The 25,724-nt window shown below is 63.8% G+C and carries 16 protein-coding genes and 1 pseudogene; 2 read left to right on the forward strand and 15 right to left on the reverse strand.

Annotated features, from left to right (window positions below; genetic code table 11):
- The first annotated feature begins 409 nt into the window (after positions 1-409).
- Complete coding sequence (locus tag NKG60_RS14980) at positions 410-1,273, forward strand: hypothetical protein (protein ID WP_352664451.1); 864 nt, start codon at positions 410-412, stop codon at positions 1,271-1,273.
- A 59-nt stretch (positions 1,274-1,332) separates the two neighbouring features.
- On the opposite strand, the gene amaB is transcribed toward NKG60_RS14980, so the two are convergent.
- The 15 genes and pseudogenes from amaB to NKG60_RS15055 all read right to left on the reverse strand — a co-directional run bounded on the left by amaB (position 1,333) and on the right by NKG60_RS15055 (position 24,361).
- Positions 1,333-2,844, reverse strand: a complete 1,512-nt coding sequence (amaB, locus tag NKG60_RS14985) for an L-piperidine-6-carboxylate dehydrogenase (RefSeq protein WP_352863302.1) — start codon at positions 2,842-2,844, stop codon at positions 1,333-1,335.
- 289 nt (positions 2,845-3,133) lie between these two features.
- The gene (locus tag NKG60_RS14990; protein ID WP_352664447.1) at positions 3,134-4,408 is read right to left on the reverse strand and encodes an RNA polymerase sigma factor; all 1,275 of its coding nucleotides are present in this window, start codon (positions 4,406-4,408) and stop codon (positions 3,134-3,136) included.
- On the reverse strand, positions 4,405-4,779 hold the full coding sequence (locus tag NKG60_RS14995; RefSeq protein WP_292663532.1) for a YciI family protein: 375 nt from the start codon (positions 4,777-4,779) through the stop codon (positions 4,405-4,407). The genes NKG60_RS14990 and NKG60_RS14995 overlap by 4 nt, the downstream gene beginning before the upstream one ends.
- A gap of 86 nt (positions 4,780-4,865) precedes the next feature.
- Positions 4,866-5,984: a DNA topoisomerase IB gene (locus NKG60_RS15000; RefSeq protein ID WP_352664445.1), complete on the reverse strand. Its 1,119-nt coding sequence runs from the start codon at positions 5,982-5,984 to the stop codon at positions 4,866-4,868.
- A gap of 118 nt (positions 5,985-6,102) precedes the next feature.
- Positions 6,103-6,987, reverse strand: a complete 885-nt coding sequence (locus tag NKG60_RS15005) for a transglutaminase family protein (RefSeq protein ID WP_352664443.1) — start codon at positions 6,985-6,987, stop codon at positions 6,103-6,105.
- Between the two features lie 7 nt (positions 6,988-6,994).
- Positions 6,995-9,406 carry a circularly permuted type 2 ATP-grasp protein gene (locus NKG60_RS15010; RefSeq protein WP_352664441.1) on the reverse strand — a complete coding sequence of 804 codons (2,412 nt, stop codon included), beginning with the start codon at positions 9,404-9,406 and terminating at the stop codon, positions 6,995-6,997.
- Positions 9,407-9,412: 6 nt separating this feature from the next.
- Positions 9,413-12,784: a transglutaminase family protein gene (locus NKG60_RS15015; RefSeq protein WP_352664439.1), complete on the reverse strand. Its 3,372-nt coding sequence runs from the start codon at positions 12,782-12,784 to the stop codon at positions 9,413-9,415.
- A 438-nt stretch (positions 12,785-13,222) separates the two neighbouring features.
- The gene (locus NKG60_RS15020) at positions 13,223-14,413 is read right to left on the reverse strand and encodes an acyl-CoA dehydrogenase (RefSeq protein ID WP_352664437.1); all 1,191 of its coding nucleotides are present in this window, start codon (positions 14,411-14,413) and stop codon (positions 13,223-13,225) included.
- Positions 14,414-14,975: 562 nt separating this feature from the next.
- Positions 14,976-17,280 (reverse strand): annotated as a pseudogene (locus NKG60_RS15025) (Tex family protein).
- Between the two features lie 119 nt (positions 17,281-17,399).
- Positions 17,400-18,581: a serine hydrolase domain-containing protein gene (locus tag NKG60_RS15030; protein WP_352664433.1), complete on the reverse strand. Its 1,182-nt coding sequence runs from the start codon at positions 18,579-18,581 to the stop codon at positions 17,400-17,402.
- 108 nt (positions 18,582-18,689) lie between these two features.
- Complete coding sequence (locus NKG60_RS15035) at positions 18,690-19,724, reverse strand: ABC transporter substrate-binding protein (protein WP_352664431.1); 1,035 nt, start codon at positions 19,722-19,724, stop codon at positions 18,690-18,692.
- A 22-nt stretch (positions 19,725-19,746) separates the two neighbouring features.
- Positions 19,747-20,547, reverse strand: coding sequence for an ABC transporter permease (locus tag NKG60_RS15040; RefSeq protein WP_352664429.1), 801 nt, complete (start codon positions 20,545-20,547; stop codon positions 19,747-19,749).
- Positions 20,540-21,460, reverse strand: a complete 921-nt coding sequence (locus NKG60_RS15045; protein WP_352863290.1) for an ABC transporter permease — start codon at positions 21,458-21,460, stop codon at positions 20,540-20,542. Before NKG60_RS15045 ends, NKG60_RS15040 begins: the two co-directional genes overlap by 8 nt.
- Positions 21,460-22,554 (reverse strand): ABC transporter ATP-binding protein, encoded by a 1,095-nt coding sequence (locus NKG60_RS15050; protein WP_352975055.1) that lies wholly within the window; start codon positions 22,552-22,554, stop codon positions 21,460-21,462. The genes NKG60_RS15045 and NKG60_RS15050 overlap by 1 nt, the downstream gene beginning before the upstream one ends.
- Before the next feature lie 139 nt (positions 22,555-22,693).
- On the reverse strand, positions 22,694-24,361 hold the full coding sequence (locus tag NKG60_RS15055; protein ID WP_352975056.1) for an amidohydrolase: 1,668 nt from the start codon (positions 24,359-24,361) through the stop codon (positions 22,694-22,696).
- A gap of 141 nt (positions 24,362-24,502) precedes the next feature.
- On the opposite strand from NKG60_RS15055, the gene NKG60_RS15060 reads away from it, so the two are divergent.
- Positions 24,503-25,534, forward strand: coding sequence for a histone deacetylase family protein (locus tag NKG60_RS15060; RefSeq protein WP_352664421.1), 1,032 nt, complete (start codon positions 24,503-24,505; stop codon positions 25,532-25,534).
- The last annotated feature ends 190 nt before the right edge of the window (positions 25,535-25,724 follow it).

Genomic DNA, 25,724 nt, shown 5'->3' on the forward strand with positions numbered 1-25,724 from the left:
TCGGAGGCACTGCGCACCCGGCGCAGCAGCCACTTGAGCGCACGCGGCCAGACCGACGCTGTTTGCCGGAAAGCTGCGGGCGGCGTGGCAAAAGGGCCATTCTCCATTCTGTAGTTCCTCACTGTCTCGGTCCAATCAGCGTTCTTCAACGAGCAAAACTGGTGTTGGTTCCGCGTCGCCGTCGGGAACGCCGGCTGGCCAGGCGAAGCCACCATTATGGGTTCGAGCAGGCTAGTCTCGTGCGGCAAGATCAGCGCTTCGCGAGATCAGGTCCTCGGCGACCCAGTCGCGGAATTGCTAACCGGCGGGATTCAGCTGGTATCCTGATGCGCCGGCTCTGGACACGGTCCGCGAAGGCTGAAATTGTGACCGGTATTTCCAGTTGCAAATTTGGTTGGGCTCGGCGGGGATGGCGCTGGTTTCTGAAGACATTGCCAGCCATCCGGCATTGCGTCGGCATGTCCAGGCTCAGTCGCGGACGCTGCTCCAGACCTATGAAGCGAACCCGCGGCTGGCCTCCGTATTCGCCACCCAACAACGTTGGCTGATGGCCCATATCGGCCTTGGCTTGTATTTCGATCGAGAGCCGGACGATCATCGCAAGGGACTTACGTCCGCACGGTTCATGGACGATACCTGCCGGCATTTGGTGGCCAGCCGCAACACCGCCGACGCCTTCCTGAAGGAGATGCTGCATTACGGTTTCATCCGGCATTTGCCGATCAAATACGGGCGCATCCGCCCGTTTGAGCCGACGGCGGGCACTCTGGAGACGGTTGCCGGCTGGGTCATGGCCCATCTGAAAACGCTGGACAGCCTGGACGGTGGATCTCGACTGGTGGCATTCGTCGCACAACCGGATGCGCTCGCCAAATTGCAGCCACTGGTGGCCGACGGCCTGCTTTCGTCGCATGCCGTGCGCGAGCCAAGACAGACTTTTTCCTTGTTCACCTGGCTCGACAATGGCGGCATCGTCATGGATTGGCTGATGTCCGGCGTCGATCCCGATCATGCCGATCTGGACCGAATTCCGACCGGTGTCGTCTCAATCCGGGATTTTGCGAACTGGCTCAAGCTTTCCCGGACTCACCTGTCGCGCAAATTGCGCGATGCCGAGGAACTCGGCAGCATCGGCTGGCTGGGCCAGCGCGGTCATTCGGTCATGTGGGTGTCGAGCGAGTTCTATCAGGAATACATGACCGCCCAGGCGGTCAAGCTCGCCATCATCGATGCAGCCTTCGACAACTGTGTTGTAACTTCCGAAGCAAGCTGAACAGCGAGTCGAACGCCTTCGTCGCGATGTTGGCGCCACCGCGACGAAGGTCCGGCATTTCAATCGATGTCGAACGACACGCCCTGCGCAAGCGGCAGCGCCTTGGAATAATTCACCGTATTGGTGGCGCGCCGCATATAGGCCTTCCAGGCATCGGACCCCGACTCGCGGCCGCCGCCGGTCTCCTTCTCGCCACCGAAGGCACCGCCGATCTCGGCCCCTGACGTGCCGATATTGACGTTGGCGATGCCGCAGTCCGATCCGTCGACGCTAAGAAAGCGCTCGGATTCCTGCAGGTCGCGGGTAAAGATCGACGATGACAGCCCCGCTCCCACCGCATTGTGTTCTTCCAGCACGGCGTCGAAGTCCGTATATTTCATCACATAGAGGATCGGCGCGAAGGTCTCCTCCGTCACCGGCGAAACCTGCCGCGGCATTTCGACCAGCGCCGGACGCACATAGTAGGCCTCGGGATGGCCGTTCTCGACCCGCATTCCACCGGTTATCTTACCGCCATGCGAAGCCGCCTGCTCCAGCGCCTTCTGCATATTCTCGTAGGCAGCCTTGTCGATCAGCGGGCCGACCAGAGCGCTTGTCTCCAGCGGATCGCCGACCGAGACGCTTTCATAGGCCTTCCTTAACTGCGGCAGCAAAGCATCATAGACGCTCTCATGCACGAACAGGCGCCTGAGCGTCGTGCAGCGCTGCCCGGCCGTGCCCATGGCTCCGAAGGCGATAGCGCGGAGCGCCATGTCCAGATCGGCCGTCGGGCAGACGATGCCGGCATTGTTGCCGCCGAGCTCCAGCACGGCACGGGCAAAGCGCTTCGCCAGCCGCGGTCCGACGTCCCTGCCCATGCGGGTCGAGCCGGTGGCCGAGACCAGCGGCACCTTGGGATGATCGACCAGGATCTCGCCGACGGCACGATCGCCGATCAGCACCGGTGCCAGCCCCTTCGGCGCATCGCCGAAACGTTCTGCTGCACGCTTGAAGATCGCTTCGCAGGCGAGCGCCGTCAGCGGTGTCTTCTCGGACGGCTTCCACACCACCGCGTCGCCGCAGACCAGCGCAAGTGCCGCGTTCCACGACCACACCGCGACCGGAAAATTGAAGGCCGAGATGACGCCGACGACACCCAGCGGATGCCAAGTTTCCATCATGCGATGGCCGGGACGCTCGGTGGCAATGGTCAGGCCGTACAACTGCCGCGAGAGGCCGACGGCGAAATCGCAGATGTCGATCATCTCCTGCACTTCGCCAAGGCCTTCGGACGGGATCTTGCCGACTTCGATCGACACCAACCGGCCAAGCTCGGCCTTGTGTGTGCGCAATTCCTCGCCGAGCAGCCGCACCAGCTCGCCGCGCTTGGGAGCCGGCACCTGCCGCCACGCCAGGAAAGCCTTGTGGGCATTGTCGATGGTCGTCGTCGCATCGGCCGGCGAGATGGTCTTCAGCGCGGCGATCTGCTCGCCGGTCACCGGGCTGCGCACGATGAGGTCGCCGCCCGTAAGCGCGCCCTCGGCAACGCCCAGTTTCGCCAGAAGCCCGGCCGTTTCCTTCGCAATCGTCATTTTCGTTTCGTCCCTTTCAGATCCCGTCGCTCATATGGCGTCGGTCCAAGCTTTTCGCCATACCGGTTCCCTGCCGGTCGGCACACCAGGCGCTGTCGTGGCGTGGCATTACGCGTTTCAGGGAGAAATCGCCACCCCGGCATGGTCCAAGCCGGCGTCCGACTGTTGAACCAGCAAGATAGAGCGAATTAGAGCAATTCCAGGAAAAGTGTGAACGGTTTTCCGTCCGGAATTGCGTCAAAACAAAGAGATAGAGCGCTTCACCGTTTCTGTGAAATGGTGAAGCGCTCTAGTGTGCCGTCTTGGCGGTTTCCCGCACGGCGCTTTCTTTCATCAGCCGGTCGATGTGCATGCGGATATGCGCTGCCTCGGCGGCCGTATTGGCAAGCGCGATGGCGCGGTCGAAAGCGACGCGCGCCTCCTCGCCGCGGCCAAGCTGCATCAGCAGTCCGCCCTTGAGGCCGAAGAAATGGAAATAGCCGGAAAGCCTTCCCTCCAGCGGCTCGATCATTGCGAGTGCGGCTTCCGGTCCACGCACCTTGGAGACCGCGACGGCGCGGTTGAGCGTCACCACCGGCGACGGCTGCATCTGCTCGAGCAGGCCGTAGAGCAGGTCGATCTCGTTCCAGTCCGTATCCTCGGGCTTTTCCGCCCGCGCATGCAGGGCGGCGATCGCCGCTTGCACCTGGTAGGGACCCGGCTTGCGATGGCGCAACGCCTTGTCGACCAGCGCCAGGCCTTCATCGATCATCTTGCGGCTCCACAGGCTGCGGTCCTGGTCTTCGAGCAGCACGATCTCGCCGTTCTCGTCGAAGCGGGCGGGCGAGCGTGCATGCTGCAGCAGCAACAGCGCCGTCAGCCCCATGATCTCCGGCTCGGTCTGGAATAGCCTGAGCAGCAGGCGGGCCAGCCGGATCGCCTCTTCGCAAAGCGGCGCACGCGCCGAAGCCTCGCCGCTGTTGCTGGAATAGCCTTCGTTGAAGATCAAGTAGACCATCGCGGCGACGGCGGCGAGCCGTTCGGAGCGCTCGACCGCTCCCGGCGTCTCGAATGGCACCCCGGCGTCGGCGATACGCGACTTGGCGCGCGTGATGCGCTGCTCCATGGCGCTTTCACCGACGAGGAAGGCGCGGGCGATCTGCTTGACCGTCAAGCCGGAGACGATACGTAACGCCACCGCGATCTGCTGTGTGGCCGGCAGGTCGGGATGGCAGCAGATAAACAGCAGCCGTAAAATATCGTCGCGGTAATGCGCCCCGTCCAGCCGCTCGGCGACGTCGCTCTCGGCATCCTCCAGATCGGAGATCTGGTCCTCGTCCGGCAGCGGCGCCTGCTTGGCGCGCTTGCGCACCGCATCGATGCCGCTGTTGCGGCCGACGAAGATCAGCCAGGCTGCCGGATCGCGCGGCGGACCATTTTTCGGCCAGTTGTTCAGTGCCCTCAGGCAGGCGTCCTGGAATGCTTCCTCCGCCGCGTCGAGGTCGCGGAAGTAGCGCAGCAATGCCCCCATCACCTGCGGGCGAGCGGTGCTGATTGCCGTGCTGATCCAGGCGAGTTCGGTCATGCGGAAACCTTGGCGGGATTGAAGAGCGAGACCGGCCGGATTTCATAGGAGCCGCCGCTCGGGTTGACCTCGGAAAGCTCGCGCGCGAAGTCGACGGCCTCATCGAGGTCGGCGCATTCGAGTGTGTAGAAGCCGAGGAACTGTTCCTTGGTTTCGGCAAATGGGCCGTCGATGACGATCGATTCGCCCTTGACCTTCCTCAGCGTCGTCGCCGCGGTCGTCGGCAAGAGCCGCGCCACTGGGCCAAGGCGGCCCGCCTGGGCATATTTTTCCTGCACGCCGATAAGCTTTTCCATGACCGCATCGTCCTGCTCCTTGCTCCAGGAGCAGACGACGTCTTCAGAGGCATAGCAGAGGATCGCGTAGAGCATGGGTCGTCCTTTTCTCTATCAAAGGACGAAACACTAGGACCGATGCCGACATGGCGTCGACAAAAAAATACGCCTCCGGTCCGGCGTCATTCCCTTGCCTTCAGCCATCTCAAGACCAGGGCCTCCTCATCGTCGAGCCCGGCGATCGAGCGCTTGCCTTTGTTGGCATCCGCCATTTCGCCAAGCAGCCGTCCTTCGGACCAGGCGCGGAACACTTCCGGATGGATGTAGCATTGGCGACAAACCGCGCGTGTGTTGCCAAGCCGCTCGGCAACCTTGTCGATGACATTGTTCATCACCCTTTTTTGTTGCGCCTGGCTTTCCGGACGTTCGGTTTGCGCAAACAGCGACGCCGCATGGATGGTGCCGCCCCAGGTTCTGAAATGCTTGGAGCTGAACTCCGCTCCGGCGTTCTCCCTGATATAGCGGTTGACGTCGTCTGAGCGCACCGGATGCCTGTTTGCGTCCTCGTCGAGATACTGGAACAGCTTCTGCCCCGGCAGGTCCTGCGCTCCACGCACGACCTTGGCAATCCGGCGATCGACAAGCTTCAATCTCCATTCCTTGCCGGATTTGCCGATGAAGGCGAAGCGCAGGCTCGAGCCCTTGATGTCGACATGGCGGTCACGCAGCGTGGTCAGTCCAAAACTCTTGTTGTCGCGGGCATAGGCGGCATTGCCGACACGGATCATTGTGTTGTCGAGCAGCCAGACGATAGCCGCCACGACGCGTTCCAGCGGCAGGCCGTGACGGCGCAGATCGGCGTCGATCTGCCGCCGCAGTTCGGGCAGGCTCTCGGCGAAGGCGATCAGGCTCGAGTATTTTACGCCGTCACGCTCCTCCGCCCAGTGCTGATGATAGCGGTATTGCTTGCGGCCGCGCTGGTCCCGACCGGTCGCCTGGATGTGACCGTCGGCATCCGGCGAGATCCAGACATCCGTCCAGGCCGGTGGAATGGCAAGCGCCTTGATGCGTGCCAGCGCCTCCCCGTCGACAATCCGCCCGTCGGGTCCTTTGTACGAGAACCCGTTGCCCGAACGCAGCCGGCGAATACCGGGTTCAGTGTCGGTGACATAGTTGAGCGAGGCCCGAACGGCCGAGGCTTGCGCGCCGTTCTCCGGCGCTCCGTTCTGCGGCACCCCGTTTTTTGGTGCAGCTTTCCTCACAGCCGATTGGCCAGACGACGACCCGGATTTGTCCAGCATGTCCTCTCCACGGAATTTCCGTAGATAAGCCGCTTGCCGGCTGCAGGTTCCAACGCCTCTTGATCTCTTGGTTCCAGAACGGCCTATCGACGTCGCCGTGCAACGAAGACGTGCGTCGTCACACCTTTTCGAGCACGACCGGAATGACGTCGACCGCCTGCTCGCCGACCTGTCCACCAGTGGTTTTCAGCACGCCGACGATCGGCGCCACATCGGAGTAGTCGCGGCCATAGCCGACCGTGATATGGTCGTTGCTTGCCCGCATGCCATTGGTTGGATCGAATTCCTGCCAGCCGGCATCGCGCCCGCACCACACCTTGACCCAGGCATGCATGGCGTCGGCGCCTTCGAGCCGCGGCTTCCCGCGCGGCGGAATGGTGCGCAGGAATCCGCTGACATAGCCTGCAGGGATGCCCAGGCCGCGCAGGCCGGCGATCATGATGTGGGAAAAATCCTGGCAGACGCCGCGCTTCAGGCCGAAGGCGTCGCTGGCCCGCGTCTGCACCGTCGTCGCCTCGCCGTCATAGGTGAAATCGCGGTGAATGCGGTTGCACAGAGCCATGGCCGTGCCGACCGTCGAGCTGCCGGTACTGCCTTTCGCATAGGCAGTGATTGCCGCGTCGATGCCGGCATGATCGCTGGCGGCCAGAAAGTGATGCGGCGAAGCCGGCGCCAGCGAGTGCACCGCGCCGAGTTCTTCCCTCAGCCGGCGTATGTCCGGCGATACGTCGAGCCCGGGCTCCGGCCGCGACACCGACACACGCGCGCTCATCCTGATGTCGAGTGCATCATGCGGGTCCCGAAAGGCGATCGAGGTGACACTGGTGCCGAAAAAGTCGGAAAAGTCGGAACGTTCGCTGGGCGCCGGCACAAAAGACAGTGAAGCGGCGATGACGCGCTGCACGCCAGGGATGGTCGGCGGCAGCACGCGGACCTGATGGCGGCCGCCGCCGGCCGCCGCATCATAGTCGTAACGCAGGTGAAGCCTGATGTCGTAGAGCATGCCGTCTCTATCCGAAATAGGCTTTGGCGAGGCTGTTGTAGAGCCCGCCGATTTCATTGGCGAGATCGCCGAGGGCCTTGGCCGTCATGTCCGAAGGCTCCTTGATGGCGATCGACGTGTTGAGCTGCAGGATTTCCTTGGCCGCCGGCGACATATGGCCTTCAGCGCCGACCGCGGGCAACAGCGCGATTTCGGCCTTCAGCCGTTCGAGTTGGAAAAGGATCGAGCGCGGGTTGAGCGGATCGAGCGCCAAAAGGTCGACTACCGTGCGCCGCCCCGCCTGCACCGGATATTGCCGACGGTGGGTCATGACGCTGTCGCCGATCTCCAGCATCATGTCGAGCGCACCTTCCGGCGCCTGGGCTCTGGTCAGCCGGGCGAGCGTGCGGGCGATCTGGATGCCGCGCTCGAGCCTGCGGCCGATTTCCAGGAAACGCCAGCCGGCAAAGCGGTACATGTTCTCGTGCAGCAGGCCGGAAAACCCGGCCAGCTTGCGCAGGATGACCGTCATTGCCCTTGTCGCGTCGTCGCCCGGCGCCACTGTCGCGGCAAATTGATGGATGGTCTTCGACAGATCCTTCAATGCCAGCCAGCCATCAGGCGAGAAGCGGTCGCGGATCTGCCCGGCACTATAAACGGCGCTGTCCAGCGTGCCGATGAGTCCCAACGGGATTGCCGTCTCGACGTCGATGCCGAACGGCGCGAGATAGTCGCTGATATCGGCGAGCAGCGGCATCTCGGGGTCGGATGTCTCGGCCAGCCGCACATGGTAGGCGCGCAGGATGCGCACCGTGTCTTCCGACCGCTCGATATAGCGGCCGAGCCAGGTCAGGTTCTCCGCCGCGCGGCTGGGCAGGCTGCCCGGCAGGGTGCGGGTGAAGCTGTCGTGCTCCTGCGGCAGCAGCGTCTCGCGCTCCACCGGCCTGTCACTGACCACCCACACATCCGCCGCCTGGCCGCCGCGCTGCATGGCGATGGCCGTCGGGTCGAGCGAAAAGCCGACACGGGCAAAACCGCCCGGCATCACGGTCCAGCCTTCCGGCGTCCGCGCCAGATAGACGCGCAGGCTTGCCGGCCGCGGCTCCAGCCAGCCGCCGACATAGACAGGCGTGGTCGACAGCGTCACCGCTTCCTGCCCGACGAAGTCGCCGCCGTCCCGTTCGATCCGGGCGACGAGTTCGGCCCGTTCCTCGACCGACAGCGCTGACCCGAGCTTGGTCGAGCCATCGTCCTCGAAGGCAAGCCGCGTCGACAGCGCCGGGCCGATCACCATGCTGTCGATATTGGCGAGCACATGCGCGCGCTCCGTCTCCTGCCCGCACCACCACGTCGCGACGGTCGGCAGCAGCAGTTCCTCGTTGCGCAGGGCGCGTGAAATCTTCGGGAGGAAGGCGAGCAGCGCGCGTGTCTCCATCAGGCCGGAGCCCAGTGCATTGACGGCCGAAACCGCCCCTTGCCGTACCGCTTCGACCAGCCCCGGCGTGCCGATCTGCGAGTCCGGCCGCAGTTCGAGCGGATCGGCGAAGGCGGCGTCGAGCCGCCGCCACAGGACGCTGACCGGCATCAGCCCCGAAACCGTGCGCACCATCAGCCTGCCGCCGGAGACGGTCAGGTCCTCGCCCTCGAGCAGCATGATGCCGAGATAGCGGGCGATATAGGCATGTTCGTAATAGGTTTCGTTCAGCGGGCCCGGTGTCAGGATGGCGACACGGCCGCCGGCCTGCTTGGCCATGCCGATCAACGCATCGCGAAAACGGCGGAAGAAACCGGCCAGGCGGTGCACATGCATCTCGCCGTAAATGTCGGACAGCGCCCTTGTGGTGGCGACGCGGTTTTCCAGTGCAAAGCCGGCGCCCGACGGCGCCTGTGTGCGGTCGCCAAGCACCCACCAGCGGCCGTCCGGGCCACGACCGAGCTCGAAGGCGCAGAAATGCAGGAAATGGCCGCTGGCCGGCCTGGTGCCGACGACCGGCCGCAAATATTCCGGGCTGGCCGCGATCAATCCGGCCGGCAGAATGCCTTTCTCGACCAGCCGGTTCGGCCCGTAAATGTCGGCGATGGTCTCCTCGAACAGATCGGCCCGCTGGACCAGGCCAGCGCTGATGTCAGCCCATTCCTGCTCCTCGATAAGCAGCGGCACATGCGCCAGCGGCCATTCCCGCTCATTGGCGCCGGCCTTGTCGTAGACGCGGTAATAGACGCCGGCATCGCGCAGGTACTGGTCGGCGCGGGCAAAGCGCTGGGCAAGCTTTTCCGGACCCAGGTCCTCCAGCGCCTCGACGAAGTGCCGCCAGGCCGGCCGCGGATTGCCCGACGCATCGACCATCTCGTCGACGACGCCGTCGATCGGCTGATAGTGCTCCAGCAGACTGTGGGTCTGCGGCTTGCTGCGCAGCTTTTTGTGATTCCCCTTCGCCATGGCTGATCAGAGTCTTTGCGGCCGCCGAAGGTCAAGGGTCATCGGGAAATCTTCAGAGGCTTCTTCGTGGCGCAGCACATAGCTGGACGGCGTATGGCCACGTGGCTCGAAGCGGGCGAGCCGCCGCGCCTCCGCTTCGTTGCCATTGACCGGGAACGTGTCGTAGCTGCGCCCGCCGGGATGTGCCACATGGTATACGCAGCCGCCGACCGCGCGGCCCGACCAGCGGTCATAGATGTCGAAGACCAGCGGCGTGTTGACCGGCAGCGCCGGATGCAGGCCCGACGCCGGCTGCCAGGCCTTGAAGCGTACGCCGGCCACCGCGATTTCTCTGTTGTCGGTCACCTTCATCGGCACGACGCGGCCGTTGCAGACGACGGCGTGACGCTCCGGGTTGAGCCCCTCGGTCTTCACCTGCAGCCTTTCGACGGAGGAATCGACAAAGCGCACGGTACCGCCGATCGCGCCTTGCTCGCCCATCACATGCCACGGCTCGAGCGCCTGCCTGAGTTCCAGCTTGACGCCGGCGTGCTGGACCTCGCCGCAGAACGGGAAGCGGAATTCGAGCTGGGCGTCGAACCATTCCGGACGGAACGCAAAGCCGTTCAGCTTGAGGTCGTCCAGCACATCGAGAAAATCCGCCCAGACATAATGCGGCAGCATGAAACGGTCGTGCAGCGAGGTGCCCCAGCGCACGAAGCGGCCATCGAGCGGGTTCTTCCAGGCCCGGGCGATAATGGCGCGCACCAGCAATTGCTGTGCCAGGCTCATGCGCGCGTTGGGCGGCATCTCGAAGCCGCGGAATTCGACCAGCCCGAGCCGGCCCGTCGGCCCGTCCGGAGAAAACAGCTTGTCGATGCAGATTTCCGAGCGATGGGTATTGCCCGTCACGTCGGTCAGAAGGTTGCGGAACAGCCGGTCGACCAGCCACGGCAGGGGTGCCGCGCCCTTGTCCGGATGCGGCACCTGCGCCATCGCTATCTCGAGTTCGTAGAGCGAATCATGGCGTGCCTCGTCGAAGCGCGGCGCCTGGCTGGTCGGGCCGATGAACAGGCCGGAGAACAGATAGGACAGTGACGGATGCCGCTGCCATTGCAGCACCAGGCTCTTCAACAGGTCGGGGCGGCGCAGGAACGGACTGTCATTGGGCGTGGCGCCGCCGACGACGACATGGTTGCCGCCGCCGGTGCCGGTGTGGCGGCCGTCGATCATGAACTTGTCGGCGCCAAGCCGCGTCTGCCGCGCCTCTTCGTAGATCGCCGTGGTCGTCGCCACGCAATCCTGCCAATTCGCGGCGGGGTGGATATTGACTTCGATGACGCCGGGATCGGGTGCGACGCGGATGACATTGAGGCGCGGATCGTGCGGCGGGCCGTAGCCCTCGATGTGCACCGGCAGGCCGATCGCCTTTGCCGCGTTCTCCGCCGCCGCGACCAGTTCGAGATAGTCCTCCAGCGCCTCGACCGGCGGCATGAACACACAAAGCCGTCCGTCGCGCGGCTCGACCGAAAGGGCGGTACGCACGGCGCCGCCGATCTCGGTGATCTCCTGTTCGACACGGTCTTGCTGGCCGGTAACGGCCGTGAAGGATACCGCCTGCTGGCATCGCGCGATCTCGTCGGCGCCTTCCAGTTCGGCCGGGGCGGGCGAAGAAGCAGCACCGGGCAAGATCGCCTCGCGCGCCGGCAATGGTCCGCGCGGCAGCGATGGATCGACCGGCACGATATAGGGGAACTGCGCCGGCGGCACATAAGGCAGCGTGCCGAGCGGCAGGCGGTAGCCGACCGGCGAATCGCCGGGCACCAGGAACAGCCTGCCGCGCCGCGTCTTCCACTTCTCCGAGCGCCAGCGCGGTCCGGACGCCTGGCTGTTCCAGCGCTGGACAGGCAGCACATAGCCCGACGGCTTGGTCAGCCCGCGTTCGAACACCCGCGCCATGCGGCTGCGCTCCTCCGGATCCTCCAGCTTCGAATTGGAGGGATCGACATTCCCCGGCAGCTTGCCTTCCTTCAGCAGCCATTCAGCCGGATCCTCATAGGCTTCGCTGACCATCGTCTTGTCGATGCCGAGTTCGTCGGCAATCGCCGTCAGCAGGCTCTCGGCCTGCTTCGGTCCGACATCCGCCTCGCTCTTTTCATGTGCGATCAGCGACGGGTCGCTCCACACCGGCTCGCCGTCCGTGCGCCAGTAGAGCGAGAACGTCCAGCGCGGCAGGCTTTCGCCGGGGTACCATTTGCCCTGCCCATAATGCAGGAAGCCGCCCGGCGCGAAGCGTTCGCGCAGCCGGCGGATCAGTGCATCGGCCTTTTCGCGCTTGGTTGGCCCGACGGCGGCGGTGTTCCACTCTGCAGCCTCGAAATCGTCGATTGAGACGAAGGTCGGCTCGCCGCCCATGGTCAGCCGCACATCGCCGGCCTGGAGCGCGGCATCGACCTGGACCCCCAGCGCGTCCAGCGCCTTCCAGCTCTCGTCGGAGAACGGCTTGGTAATGCGCGGATGCTCGGCGATGCGGTCGACCCTCATGTCGAAACCGAACTCGACATTGGCGAAGCTCGCCATGCCGGAGATCGGCGCGGCATTGCGGAAATGCGGCGTTGCCGCGAGCGGCACATGGCTTTCGCCGGTGAGCAGGCCGGAGGTCGGATCGAAGCCGATCCAGCCGGCGCCCGGCAGATACACCTCGCACCAGGCATGGAGATCGGTGAAGTCGACGGCTGTGCCAGCCGGTCCGTCGAGCGCGACGAGGTCGGGTTTGAGCTGGATCAGATAGCCCGAGACGAAGCGCGCGGCGATGCCGAGGTTCCTCAGTATCTGCACCAGGAGCCAGCTGGAATCCCGGCACGACCCTTTGCCGGCCGCCAGCGTTTCCTCGGGCGAGAAAACGCCGGTTTCCATGCGCACGATATAGGCGATCTCGCGCTGCAGCCGCGCATTGAGGTCGACGACAAAATTGACGGTATTGGTCGGGTGGCGCGCGATGGTTTTCAGGAATGCCTCCAACAGCGGCCCCGCCGGTTCGGGCGTACGGTAGATGGTCAGATCATCTCTGATCTCTTCGGGGTATTCGAACGGAAACGTCTCGGCCGAGGGCTCGACGAAGAAATCGAACGGATTGTAGACGGTCATGTCGGCAACGAGGTCGACTTCGATCTTCAGTTCCGTCACCGGTTCGGGGAACACGAAGCGGGCCAGGAAATTGCCGTAGGGGTCCTGCTGCAGATTGACGAAGTGGTTTGCCGGCCCGACCTTCAGCGAATGGCTGAGCACCTTGGTGCGGGAATGCGGCGCAGGCTGCAACCTTATGACTTGCGGGCCCAATATGACCGGCCGGTCGTATTTGTAGTGGGTCAGGTGATAGACGGCTGCCAGAATTGCCATGGTGCCCCTGAAGTCGGCGTTTCAAAAGGAGTTCGCTGAACCCTGACACGAATGCTGACCATTCTCCAAGCAGAGATGTTGCGCTGCACCTAAATTAAGCAGCTTCACAGCCTCACGAAACGGAGCGCCGACCCTGGGATTCCGCAGCGTGGCGGCACGACGTTGCAACGCTGCAGAGCCGAAGGCCGGCGGGTCAGCACCGGGCGCTTCCCGCCGATATCGATGATCGGCAGCATACGCGATGCTTGGTCGAAAAGAGCTGAAAAGAAAACCCGCCTCGGTGGGCGGGTCGTCGGTGCCAATTAGCACTATAACCAAATTAGTAGCATAGCTGCCGGCACAAAGCAAGAACAAAATATGGCATGGTCGACGGAAAGTTGGCGATCTCCGCTTTGCGGGAGGAGATGCCAGCACCTTGGAGCGGAGAACACCTGAACCCTAAAAGAACGCCTGCAACCCTGTCTGCGCCCGCCCGAGGATCAGCGCATGCACGTCATGCGTGCCCTCATAGGTGTTGACGGTTTCCAGGTTCTGGGCGTGGCGCATGACGTGGTAGCCGATCTGGATGCCGTTTCCGCCATGCATGTCGCGGGCCTGGCGGGCGATGTCGAGCGCCTTGCCGCAATTGTTGCGCTTGACGAGCGAGATCATCTCCGGCGCCATCTTGCCTTCATCCATCAGCCGCCCGACGCGCAGGCTGCCCTGCAGGCCCAGCGCGATCTCGGTCTGCATGTCGGCGAGCTTCTTCTGGAAAAGCTGCGTGCCGGCCAGCGGCTTGCCGAACTGCTTGCGGTCGAGGCCATACTGGCGGGCGCGGTGCCAGCAATCTTCCGCCGCGCCCATGGCGCCCCAGGAGATTCCGTAGCGCGCGCGGTTGAGGCAGCCGAACGGTCCTTTCAGACCCGAGACATTGGGCAGCAGCGCGTCCTCGCCGACCTCGACGCCTTCCATCACCACTTCGCCGGTGATCGAGGCGCGCAGCGACAGCTTGCCGCCGATCTTCGGCGCCGACAGCCCGTTCATGCCCTTTTCCAGCACAAAGCCGCGAATCTCGTTGTCATGCGCGGCCGATTTTGCCCAGACGACGAACACGTCGGCGATCGGCGCGTTGGAAATCCACATCTTCGAGCCGGAGATCCTGTAGCCGTTCGCGGTCTTTTCGGCCCGTGTCTTCATGCCGCCCGGGTCGGAACCGGCATCCGGCTCGGTGAGGCCAAAGCAGCCGATCCATTCGCCCGACGCCAGCTTCGGCAGGTATTTCTTGCGCTGTTCTTCCGAGCCATAGGCGTGGATCGGATACATCACCAGCGACGACTGCACGCTCATCATCGAGCGATAGCCGGAATCGACGCGTTCGACCTCGCGCGCGACCAGCCCGTAGGTGACGTAGTTGGCGCCGAGCCCGCCATATTCCTCGGGGATGGTGATGCCGAGCAGACCCGCCTCGCCCATTTCGCGAAAGATCCCGGCGTCGGTCTTTTCCTCGAGATAGGCTTCCTCGATCTTCGGAGCGAGCTTGTCGGCGGCAAACGCCGCGGCGCCATCGCGCACCATGCGCTCGTCCTCCGAAAGCTGGTCCTCGATCAGGAAAGGATCATCCCAGACGAATGCGTTCTTGTCGGCGGCCATGGCTCTCGGTCTCCCAAACTCATGCATGTCGCCCAAAGCTTGCCCGCGGGCCTGACCCGAGGGTGTCCGGCAGCTTGGAGATAACGACATGCATCGAAACAGAAATCTTGAAACGCGCGGCTTATCGGCTCCCGTCCTGAAAAAATCAAACGAAATAGCGTCGCCGATCCATGAGCATTGGTGATGGATCATCAATGTCGGGCGGCGCCTGGCTGCTCAGTCGCGTCTAAAATGTTTTCGCTTCGGAGCTCGAAGCAAGAGACCCTCAAACACAAAACCCGCCGCGTTGGCGATTGGCGAAAGCCGCAGCGACATCCGATCTCCCCCCTTGCGGGGGAGATGTCCGGCAGGACAGAGGGGGGTGGGAAGGATCGCCAACTTCAGCCATTCCCAACCAGAAGCCTGAGGGCGTGGCTGTAATTGGTTGACAGGTCGGCGGGACAGCACCCCCCTCTGCCCTGCCGGGCATCTCCCCCGCAAGGGGGGAGATCAGCAACTTCGCCGACGGCGCCTCGACAATTGCCCTGTCGAGCGCTTAGCTTTTGTCTGAAGCGATCGCCTGCTACTTCCGCTTCAACGCATCGGCCAAAGCGGCGCCGAACGCGCCCTGCTGCGCCGGCCGCTCCGGCTGGCGTTGGGGCGCCGGCGCGCGCGGCACCGGCCTGTTGCCATTGTCGCGCGGTGCGCCACCGTCACCGTCTTTGCGCATCGACAGGCCGATGCGCTTGCGCTTGATATCGACGTCGACGACACGCACCTTGACCACGTCGCCGGCCTTGACCACCTCATGCGCGTCCTTGATGAACCGATCGGCCAGTTGCGAGACGTGCACCAATCCGTCCTGGTGTACGCCGATATCGACGAAGGCGCCGAAGGCCGCGACATTGGTGACGGTGCCTTCAAGCTGCATGCCGGGCTTCAGATCCTTGATGTCGTCGACACCATCGGCAAAGGTCGCGGTCTTGAAACCGGGGCGTGGATCGCGGCCGGGCTTTTCCAGCTCCGCCAGGATGTCACGCACCGTCGGCAGGCCGAAGCGCTCATCGACGAAGACGCGCGGATCGAGCGCCTTGAGTGCGGCGCTGTCGCCCATCAGCGAGCGAACGTCGCGCCCGCAGGCGGCGACGATCTTTTTGGCCACGCCATAGGCTTCCGGATGCACCGCCGAGGCATCGAGCGGTTCGCTGCCGTTGGGAATGCGCAGGAAGCCGGCGCATTGCTCGAACGCCCGGGGTCCAAGGCGGGAGACCTTCAACAGTTCGCGGCGGCTGGCGAACGGGCCGGCGGCATCGCGATGCGCAACGATCGCCTCGGCCAGCGATGCGCCGAGACCCGAAACCCGCGCCAGAAGCGGCGCCGACGCCGTGTTGAGGTCGACGCCGACGGCATTGACCGCATCCTCGACCACCGCTTCCAGCGAGCGGCCGAGGCGGTACTGATCGACGTCGTGCTGGTACTGGCCGACGCCTATCGACTTCGGCTCGATCTTGACCAGTTCGGCGAGCGGATCCTGCAGGCGCCGGGCAATCGACACCGCGCCGCGCAGCGACACGTCGAGGCCGGGAAATTCCGCTGCCGCCGTTGCCGAGGCGGAATAGACCGAGGCGCCGGCTTCGCTGACGATCACCTTGAGCGGCTTCGGCCCGGACCCGGCAGGCATATCGGCCAGCATGTCGGCGACCAGCCTTTCGGTCTCGCGGCTGCCGGTGCCATTGCCGATGGAAATCAGCTCGACCTTGTGCAGCCGGATGAGCTTGGCCAGTTCGGCCTGCGTGCCGCGGACATCGTTCTTCGGCGGAAACGGATAGACCGTCGTCGTCGCCAGAACCTTGCCGGTGCCGTCCACCACCGCCACCTTGACGCCGGTGCGGATGCCGGGGTCGAGGCCCATCGTCGGCCGCGAGCCGGCAGGCGCGGCAAGCAGCAAATCCTTGATTGCGGGCGAAGACATGGATCGCTTCTTCCTCGGCCCGCTCGCGCAGATCGCGCATCAGATCGAGCGTCAGGTGCAGCGACAGCTTTATGCGCCAGGTCCAGCCGGCGACCTCCATCAGCCAGCGGTCGCCCGGCAACTGGCGGCCGATGGCGTAGGCTTCTGCAATCATCCGCTCGACCGGCTTCACCGGAGAGGCATCGTCGGCATCGACTTCGATGTCGAGCGACAGCACCTCCTCGTTGCGGCCGCGCAGCATGGCCAGCGCGCGATGGCTGGGCACGTTGGCCCAGCGCTCGACATGGTCGAAATAGTCGGAAAATTTCGCGCCGGCCTCCTGCTTGCCATCGACGACGCGCGAGCGCAGGAAGGCGCGTTCCTTCATATAGGTCCGCAATCTGCCGACCAGATCGGCATTCTCGGCGAACTGTTCGGACAGGATGTCGCGCGCTCCCTCGAGGGCCGCCTTGGTATCAACGACGTCTTCGCTGATGTAGGCCAGCGCCAGCTCGGCGGGCATGGCCGTACGGTCGGCGAGAATAGCTTCCGCCAGCGGGCCCAGCCCACGCTCGCGCGCGATCTCGGCCTTGGTCCGGCGCTTCGGCTTGTAAGGCAGGTAGATGTCTTCGAGCTCGGCCTTGGTGACGGCCGCAGCGATCTTTGCCTCGAGCTCTTCGGTCAGCTTGCCTTGCTCACGGATCGAACCAAGGATGGTGTCGCGGCGCGCGTCAAGCTCGCGCAGATAGGCCAGCCGCTCGGCAAGGTCGCGCAGCTGCGTGTCGTCGAGGCCGCCGGTGACCTCCTTGCGGTAGCGCGCCACGAACGGCACGGTCGCACCGTCGTCGAGCAAGCCGATCGCCGCCGCGGCCTGTTCGGGCCGCGCGCCGATCTCGGCGGCTATGATGGTTGCGATGCGCTTGATGTCGGATGCCATGTCGTACCTGTCGCTGGTCGAAACGAGCAGCGACCATAGGCGCAGAGCACCGATGCGCCAACTGCGCCATTTTCAACCCGGCGAGAGGTCCACAGGAAAGGTCGGCTGTCTGGATCGGATCAGACCATCCGGCTCAGCGCCTCGAAGAACGAAACCATATCCAGATCGAGCGGATCGTCGACCGGCAGCGGCTGCGACGACATCTTTGCGATTACCATTTCGGCCTTCGGATTGACGTAAAGCCACTGGCCGTGGATGCCGATGCCGCAGAAGGCGCCGCTTGCCGCGCTCGTCTGGTACCATTTGCTGCGGTAGCGGCCACGCGGAAACAGGAACGCCATCGTGCCGCGTTGCCAGGCCTCGGCGTCACCGCCTGTTTCGGTCGTGTCGCGCACCCAGGCTTCCGGCACGACACGGCGGCCATGGGCAGTGCCGCCTTGCCGCATCATCTCGCCGACCCGGGCGAGGTCGCGCGGCGTCACCGAAATGCCGCCGGCGGTGCGCGCCGTGCCTTCCATGTCGACCGTCACGGAGGCATCGCTGACGGCGCCGAGCGGCGCCCATAATTTTTCGCGCATCAGATCGGCGAAGCGCTGGCCCGACGCACGTTCGAGCAGGATGCCGAGCAGGTCGGAATTGGGCGAGCGGTAGCGGAACGTCCGGCCATGCGGCTCGGCCAGGCCCTGCAGCGTCATGAGGAAAGTGGCCAGGCTCTCGGTGCCCCCGCCTGGATTCCACAGCATGGCGCGGCGATAGCGGGCGAAGGCGCTTTCCGGATCGAGATAGGCCTCTTCGAAATCGAGGCTCACACTCATGTCGAGCACGTGCCGGACGCTCGCATCGCCATAGGCCGAGCCGGCGGCTTCGGGCAGATAGCGACTTACCGGAGCCTGCGGATCGAAAATCCCCTCGCCTTCCAATATGCCGGCAACAATGGCGGTCAGCGACTTGCTGATCGAAAAGACGATGTGGCGCGAACCGAACTCCATATGCGGCGCGAACCAGTCGCCGACGAATTTACCGCCTTTCATGATCGTCAGCGCGTCGGTGTCGGAGCGCCCGAGAAAAGCCGCGACCATCTCCGCGCCGCCTGCAAGAGCGACCTTTTCACCAAGTAGCCCGCCGAAATCCTGCGCCGGCGCCTCGCTGCTGCCCGGCTGTGCCGCCACGGCAGCGCTAGGCACCAGCTCGCCGGCATTCTGGAACGACCACCGGCTGAACGGGCTTTCCCGCCAATTGCCGAGCAGCACTTGGTTTCGGGCAAAGCCGTATCGGGTCTCGAACGCGGTCTTGCCGGCCATGGCGCTTCCTTCCAAATTCTTTTTATGTTTTAGGCGAGCGCCGCGGCGATGGCATGCACAGCCGATCGCCGGAAAACCCGGCGGCAAATGCCGCCGGGCTGGGCCGGGTTACTTCTGCAGTTCGGTCCAGATCTTGCTGTAGATGTCCTGCACCTCCGGGGAACACAGTGTCTGCAGCTCGCCGCGCGCTTTGACGGCTTCCGGGATAATGACCTCCGGTGCGTCCTTCATATCGGCCGGCATGTACTTGTCCGAGCCGGCAATGCCATTGGCGTAGCGGTGGAAGGCCGACAGGCCGGCGGCGTTCTCCGGATCCATGATGAAGTTCTGGAACAGCTTGGCGTTCTCGACGTTCTTGGCTTCCTTCAGGACCATGACATTGTCGCTCCAGAGACCAAAACCTTCCTTGGGATAGAAGTAGTGGATTTTCGGGTTCGCCAGCCGCTGGCGCAGAGCCGAGCCGTTCCAGTCGCTCGTCGCCTTGAAATCGCCGGCGCCCATCTTCTCGATGGTGTTGTATTCCATCGCGATCCAGTTTGGCTTCGCTGCAACCAGCGTGTCACGCACCTTCTTCAACGTTTCCTTGTCGCTGGCGCATTGCGCGCCGCCGACATATTTGGTCGCCGCGAACATGACGTCGTTCATTTCCGGCACGACGTTGACCTTGCCCTTCAGTTCATCGGGCGTGTTGAAGATGATGCCCCAACTGTCCGACGGTCCGTTGTAGACATCGGTATTCACCACGATGCCCACCGTGCCCCAGGCCCACGGCACGGAATATTTGCGGCCGGGATCGAAATCGGGATTGGCCCATTCCGGCGCCACATTCTTGAAGTTCTCCATCTTGCCCGGATCGGTTTCCTGGACGAGGCCTTCCTTGATCCAGATCGGAACAAAGGTCTGCGAGGGCACCGCGATGTCGAAACCGGTGCCGCCCTGACGCACTTTGGCGAGCGCGGTATCATTCGAATCGTAATCGGTGATGGTCACCTTGACGTTGTATTTTTGCTCGAACTTCTTGATCACGTCGGGGCTGGTGTAGTTGCCCCAATTGTAGATGTTCAAAACGCCCTCCGCGAAAGCGCCGCTCGTCGAGGCGAGCAACGCCAACCCGATGGCGGTCGCTGTTGTCTTCCAGTTCATGTTCTAACTCCCATTTTCATGCTCAGTCCCGTTTCCTGCTGATGAAGAAAAACAACGTCACGATGGCGACCGACAAGAGCAGGAACACGGTCGAAATCGCGTTGATTTCAGGCGTTATGCCTCGGCGTATCTGGCCGAGCATGTAGGTCGGCAAGGTGTCCTGGCCGCCCGACTTGACGAACTCGGTGATGACAACATCGTCGAGCGAGATGACGAAGGCCAGCATAAGTCCGGCCAGGATGCCGGGCCACAGCAGCGGCAACGTGATGCGCCTGAACGTCCGCCATGGCGTCGCGTAGAGGTCGGCAGCAGCGCGCTCCAGGGTAAGATCCATATTCTCCAGCCGCGCCCGGATCGGCAGATAGGCAAAGGGAATGCAAAACGCCGTATGCGCGGCGATCAGATAGCCAAGACCCGAATAGCCGGTGAATATCTTTATGCGTGAAAAGAAGATCAGCAGCGCCACGCCGGTGACGATCTCGGGCACCATCAGCGGCTGGTTGATCGCAGCATATTTGAAAGTCAGGCCCGGATAGGCTGCCGTGCGAGTTGTCGCGAGCGCCGCCATGGTCGCCGCGATGGTCGCAAGGGTCGCCGCGATGGTGCCGATCTGGAAGGAACGCAGCGTGGCGTCGATCACCTGCGTATTCTGCCAGGCCGACTGGAACCATTTGAGCGAGAAACCTCCCCATTCGGATGTCGAAGTCGCGGCATTGAAGGCATAGACGACGAGTATGACGATGGGCAGGTAGAGCACGACGAAACAGGTCGCGGCGATCGCGGTGAATCCTGGCTGATGCTTGATTTCGAAGCTTCTAGCCATGGCGCACCTCCGACCGACCGGCATTGCGCACATAGGCAAGCAGCGCCACCATGACGATGATCATGACGGCGATCGACAGCGCCGAGCCGAGCGGCCAATTGCGGCCTTGCCCGAACTGCATCTCGATCAGGTTTGAGAGCATCATGGTCTTGCCGCCGCCGAGCAAGATGGGCGCAACATAGGCGCCGAGCGCTGGGATGAAGACCAGGATCGAGCCAGCGATGACGCCGGGCTTGACCAGCGGGAAAATGATGCGTCTCAGTACCTGAAAGCGCGTCGCATAAAGATCGTAGCCAGCTTCGACCAGGCGGAAATCCAGCTTCTCCATGCTGGCATAGATCGGCAGCACCATCAGCGGCAGATAGACATAGGCCATGCCGATAAGGATCGCTGTGTCGGTGAAGAGTATCTGGATCGGCGCCGAGATGATGCCGAGCCTGAGCAGCACCGTGTTGATCAGACCCTCGTTGCGGATGATCTGCAGCACGGCGAAGGTGCGGATCAGCAGGTTGGTCCAGAACGGTATGGTGATCAGGAACAGCCAGAGGTCGCGCGTCTTCTCGCTGCGCGTTGCCATGAAATAGGCGGTCGGAAAACCAAGCGCCAGGGTGGCGAGTGTGGTCACGACGGCAAGCTTGATCGAGCGCCAGAAAATGGTGACATGGGCAGCGGCGAGCGAAAGCGTGTCGTCGAAGATGTCGCGTTCCATGAACACCGAAATCCACGCCTCCGGCGAGAATTGCCACTTCACATCGCCATAAGCGCCGGGCGCCAGGAACGAATAGACCAGCACGATCAGCAATGGGCCGGTCGCTGCCAGGAAGATGATCAGCAGGGCCGGCGCCGACAGCAGCCAGCGGTCGCGGATGTCGCGCCGTTCGGCCGCTTTGGCGACTTCTTCCGCGCTCGCCATCAATCCCTCAGCACTTGCGCGGCATCGTTGCCGATCGAGACGCCGACCTTGTCGCCGCGCTCGAAACCGCAGCCTGCGCTGCGCGTGTTCTGCTGGCGCACGGTGAAGGCTTCGCCGCTGTCCAGTTGGACATGAATATGCGTGTCGGTGCCGAAATAGACGATGTTTTCGACGGTTCCGGAAAGATCGCCCTTGCCGCCGGTCAGCTTTGCATGTTCCGGCCTGACCACCAGGGTGGCATTCGCCTTCGGCTGGAAGCCCTCAGCCACCGTCGCGTCGATCGTCGCGCCGGATTTTAGTGTCGCGTGCGCCTTGCCGTTGCCGATGCCGGTGATGGCCGCGGTCAGGAAATTGGTTTCGCCGATGAAGTCGGCGACGAAGCGCTCGGCCGGCTTGTCATAGATGTCCCAGGGCGTGCCGACCTGCAGGATCTTGCCGGCCGACATCACCGCGATGCGGTCCGACATGGTCAGCGCTTCTTCCTGGTCGTGGGTGACGAAGATGAAGGTGATGCCGGTCTGGTGCTGCAGCCGTTTCAGCTCGATCTGCATCTCCTTGCGCAGCTTGTAGTCGAGCGCCGACAGCGGCTCGTCGAGCAACAGCACTTTTGGCTGCGGCGCCAGCGCGCGCGCCAGTGCCACGCGCTGCTGCTGGCCGCCGGAGATCTGGCTGGTGCGGCGGGCACTCAGCGCCTCCATCTTGACCAGCTTCAGCATCTCGGCGACGCGCGCCTTGATTTCGGCTTTTGGCTTGCCCAGCATCTCTAGGCCGAAGCCGATATTCTCGGCCACCGTCATGTGCGGGAACAGCGCATAGGACTGGAAGACGGTGTTGACTGGCCGCTTGAACGGCGGCAGCGTCGCGATGTCCTGGCCGTGCAGCAGGATTTCGCCTTCGCTGGGGAAATCGAAACCGGCGATCAGCCGCAGCAGCGTCGTCTTTCCGCAGCCCGACGGCCCCAGCAGCGTGAAGAACTCGTTCTCGCGGATCGACACCGAAACCGTGTCGAGAGCGGCGACTTGTGCGTCCCCGGTACCGAACACCTTGCGGACGCCGCGGACCTCGATTGCACTCTTACCCGGTTGATCCGGCACGCATTACCCCATCTTCATGTCCGCTCTTGATGGCGGATCCAGTTCCCATTTGATTGTCAGCATATGCCGGTCGGCTTGGCAACCATGCATCTGGACCTCGGTTCAGAACGCAAGCCCCATGCCATAGTCAGCGCCACCATCAACCCTGATAAGTGATCTTGCCGCCGCAGATGGTGCTGACCGGATGCACCTTGTGTAGCAAACCCGGTTCAGTTGCTTCGATATCGGCCGACAGCACCACCAGATCGGCCAGATAGCCTGGTTTCAGCCGGCCCTTACGGTGCTCCATGAATTCGGCATAGGCGCCTTCGACCGTATAGCCGGCAAGCGCTTCCAGCAGCGAGAAGCTCTGGTCGGGGTCGCCCTCTGCCCAAGGCTTGCGCAGCACCGCCGCCTGAATGCCCAGGATCGGGTCGACCCGCGACACCGGCCAGTCGGAAGCGAAGACGACATGCGCGCCCGCCTGCTTCAGCGTCCGCCAGGCATAGCTCAGCGGCCATCTTTCGCGGCCGATGCGCGAAAGCGTCGGCTCCAGCGGGAAGTCCATGGCGCCGGGCGGGTGCGGCGGCTGCATCGAGGCGATGACGCCGAGTTCGGCGAAGCGCGGCACGTCGGCGGCAGTGGTCACCTCGATGTGCTCGACCCGGTGCCGGCTGTCGCGCCTGCCGTTCTTCCGCCGCGCCGCCTCGTAACCGTCGAGGACCGCGCGCACCGCGCCATCGCCGATCGAATGCACGGCGATCTGCAGGCCGCGCCGGTCGGCCTCCACCGCCACCTCGGCGAAATGCTCCGGCGTGAACAGCGGCTCACCGCGCCAGCCCGGCCGGTCGGCATAGTCGCCGACCATGACCGCGGTCCAGCCTTCCAGCACGCCGTCGTAAAACATCTTGACCATGCCGGACGACAGCCATTCCGATCGGTAGGCGGAAGCCATCCTCGACGCTTTTTCCAGCATGTCCAGCGTCATGAAGTTCTTGAAATGGAAAGGTATCTTGGTGCGGCAGAGCAGCCGCCCTTCCCGCTCCAGACCGGCAAGCAGTTCGAGCTGGTAGAGGTTACCGTCCATGTTCTGGATCGAGGTGATGCCGTGGCGGGCGCACCATTCCAGCCCGCGATGCAACAGGTCGCGATCGGCCGCGACTTCGGCGGCGGAAGGGTACGGGTCGGGCTCGCCGCCTGTCGCAAGGCCGAGCCGCACGCGGTTCTGCCCGGAAAGCTCGAGGATAGGCCCGAACGCCTCGCCCTCGCGCAATTCGCCGGCCGCGAGGCCGTCGGTGCCCATGACGATCTCGTTGCCGGGGCCGAGTCGCTTGCCGTGCAGGATGCCAGCCAGCTCCAGCGCCTTGGTGTTGGCCCACATCGTGTGGTGATCGGAAGCCGACATCGCGAACGGCCGGTCGGCGATGATGCGGTCGAGATGATGCCGGGTGACCGGCTCTTCCTTCGAAAGGATGGTGTAGTCGACGCCTGCCCCAAGCAGCAATTTGGCGTTCGGCCGTGCCGCAGCGTAGGCGCGGATCGCGTCGCTCAGCGCATCGAAGCCATGCACGCCCTGAAGGTGAAGATTGTCGAGCTCGGCCGCGCCGCCGAAAAGATGCATATGCGCTTCGATGAAGCCCGGCACCACCGAACCGCCTTGCGCATCGATGATCTTCGTGGCCGGCCCTTTCAGCGCCTCGATCGTCCGGCGATCGCCAACCGCCAGGATGTTGCCGTCCTTTATCGCCACCGCCTCGGCTGTCGGATTGCCTTCGTCCATGGTCAGCACACGGGCATTGGTGACGATCAGGTCGGCATTTGAACTCATGATTACCCGCGGTTCGGTTGCGCTGCCGGCAGGCTAGACGACCGGCTGCCGGGCCAGCAAGCCATGGCTGGTTGGCCCAGCGCCTTGTGAAAGGCAGTGCAGGACGGTTAGGGTCGCCGCGTCTCACCACGGAACAATTTCATGAAGACTGTTTTTTCGCCTCTCCATGCCGGCCATTCCGGCAATGTCGAACTGATCGCCGGCGCCATCGTGCCGGCTTTTGAAAAGCCTTCGCGCGCCGAGTTCATCAGGGCGCGGGTGGAAAGCGAGAAGCTCGGTCCGATCCTGCCGCCGGAAATCCACGACCTCGCCGCCGCCAGGAAGGTGCATGCCGGCGACTACATCGATTTCCTGCCGACCGTGTGGCCGCTCTGGGAAGCGTCGGGCCGCAGCGGTTCGGCCATTCCCTTCACCTGGCCGACGCGCGGCCTGCGCGGCGACGTGCGCCCGAAAGGCATCGATGCGCTGCTCGGCTTCTACTCCTTCGACGGTGGCGCGACGTTCGTCAAAGGCACATGGGACGCGATCAAGTCGTCCTATGACGTCGCGCTTACCGCCGCCGCGCTGGTCAAGGCCGGTGAGCCGTCCGCCTTCGCGCTCTGCCGCCCGCCGGGGCACCATGCCGGGGCGGCCTTTATGGGCGGCTATTGCTTCATCAACAACGCCGCCGTCGCCGCGCAGTGGTTTCGCGACCATGGCGCCGGGCGCGTTTCGATCCTCGACGTCGATTGTCACCACGGCAACGGCACCCAGGAGATCTTCTACCGCCGCGGCGACGTGCAGGTGCTGAACCTGCATGGCGATCCGATGACCGAATATCCCTTCTTCCTCGGCCATGCCGACGAACGCGGCGAGGGCGACGGCGAAGGCTTCAACGACAATTATCCGATGCCCTTCGGCACCGGCTGGGACGTGTGGAACGCCTCGCTCGAGGACGCTTGCACGAGGCTTTCGGCTTATGCTCCCGACGTCGTCGTGGTTTCACTCGGCGTCGACACATTCGAGAAGGACCCGATCAGCCAGTTCAAGCTGAAGATCGGTGACTATCCCAGGATCGGCCGCCGCATCGCCAGGCTCGGCCTGCCGACGCTGTTCGTCATGGAAGGCGGCTACGCCGTCGAGGAGATCGGCATCAACGCCGTCGGCGTGCTGACCGGCTTCGAGGACCGCTAGAACCGGCGGTGCCTGACAATCACATGGCAGCGCGTGGCAAGCGGTGCCGCCGGCCTGACCGGCCGCTCCGCCTGCAAAGGCACGCGCTGACGGTCCGCTATCTTGTTGTTGGACCATGATGTTTTTCCAGAATGCGTTCGCCCTTTGCGAAATGATGTTCTATTTTTTGAATCCTTGGCTTGAGGGGCCG

Source organism: Mesorhizobium sp. M1428 (genome assembly GCF_040317515.1).
Classification (GTDB): domain Bacteria; phylum Pseudomonadota; class Alphaproteobacteria; order Rhizobiales; family Rhizobiaceae; genus Mesorhizobium.

Coding starts and splice junctions, on each gene's coding strand:
- NKG60_RS14980 (WP_352664451.1), top strand. CDS start 410: ATGGCGCTGGTTTCTGAAGACATTGCCAGCCATCCGGCATTGCGTCGG.
- amaB (WP_352863302.1), bottom strand. CDS start 2,844: ATGACGATTGCGAAGGAAACGGCCGGGCTTCTGGCGAAACTGGGCGTT.
- NKG60_RS14990 (WP_352664447.1), bottom strand. CDS start 4,408: ATGACCGAACTCGCCTGGATCAGCACGGCAATCAGCACCGCTCGCCCG.
- NKG60_RS14995 (WP_292663532.1), bottom strand. CDS start 4,779: ATGCTCTACGCGATCCTCTGCTATGCCTCTGAAGACGTCGTCTGCTCC.
- NKG60_RS15000 (WP_352664445.1), bottom strand. CDS start 5,984: ATGCTGGACAAATCCGGGTCGTCGTCTGGCCAATCGGCTGTGAGGAAA.
- NKG60_RS15005 (WP_352664443.1), bottom strand. CDS start 6,987: ATGCTCTACGACATCAGGCTTCACCTGCGTTACGACTATGATGCGGCG.
- NKG60_RS15010 (WP_352664441.1), bottom strand. CDS start 9,406: ATGGCGAAGGGGAATCACAAAAAGCTGCGCAGCAAGCCGCAGACCCAC.
- NKG60_RS15015 (WP_352664439.1), bottom strand. CDS start 12,784: ATGGCAATTCTGGCAGCCGTCTATCACCTGACCCACTACAAATACGAC.
- NKG60_RS15020 (WP_352664437.1), bottom strand. CDS start 14,413: ATGGCCGCCGACAAGAACGCATTCGTCTGGGATGATCCTTTCCTGATC.
- NKG60_RS15030 (WP_352664433.1), bottom strand. CDS start 18,581: ATGGCCGGCAAGACCGCGTTCGAGACCCGATACGGCTTTGCCCGAAAC.
- NKG60_RS15035 (WP_352664431.1), bottom strand. CDS start 19,724: ATGAACTGGAAGACAACAGCGACCGCCATCGGGTTGGCGTTGCTCGCC.
- NKG60_RS15040 (WP_352664429.1), bottom strand. CDS start 20,547: ATGGCTAGAAGCTTCGAAATCAAGCATCAGCCAGGATTCACCGCGATC.
- NKG60_RS15045 (WP_352863290.1), bottom strand. CDS start 21,460: ATGGCGAGCGCGGAAGAAGTCGCCAAAGCGGCCGAACGGCGCGACATC.
- NKG60_RS15055 (WP_352975056.1), bottom strand. CDS start 24,361: ATGAGTTCAAATGCCGACCTGATCGTCACCAATGCCCGTGTGCTGACC.
- NKG60_RS15060 (WP_352664421.1), top strand. CDS start 24,503: ATGAAGACTGTTTTTTCGCCTCTCCATGCCGGCCATTCCGGCAATGTC.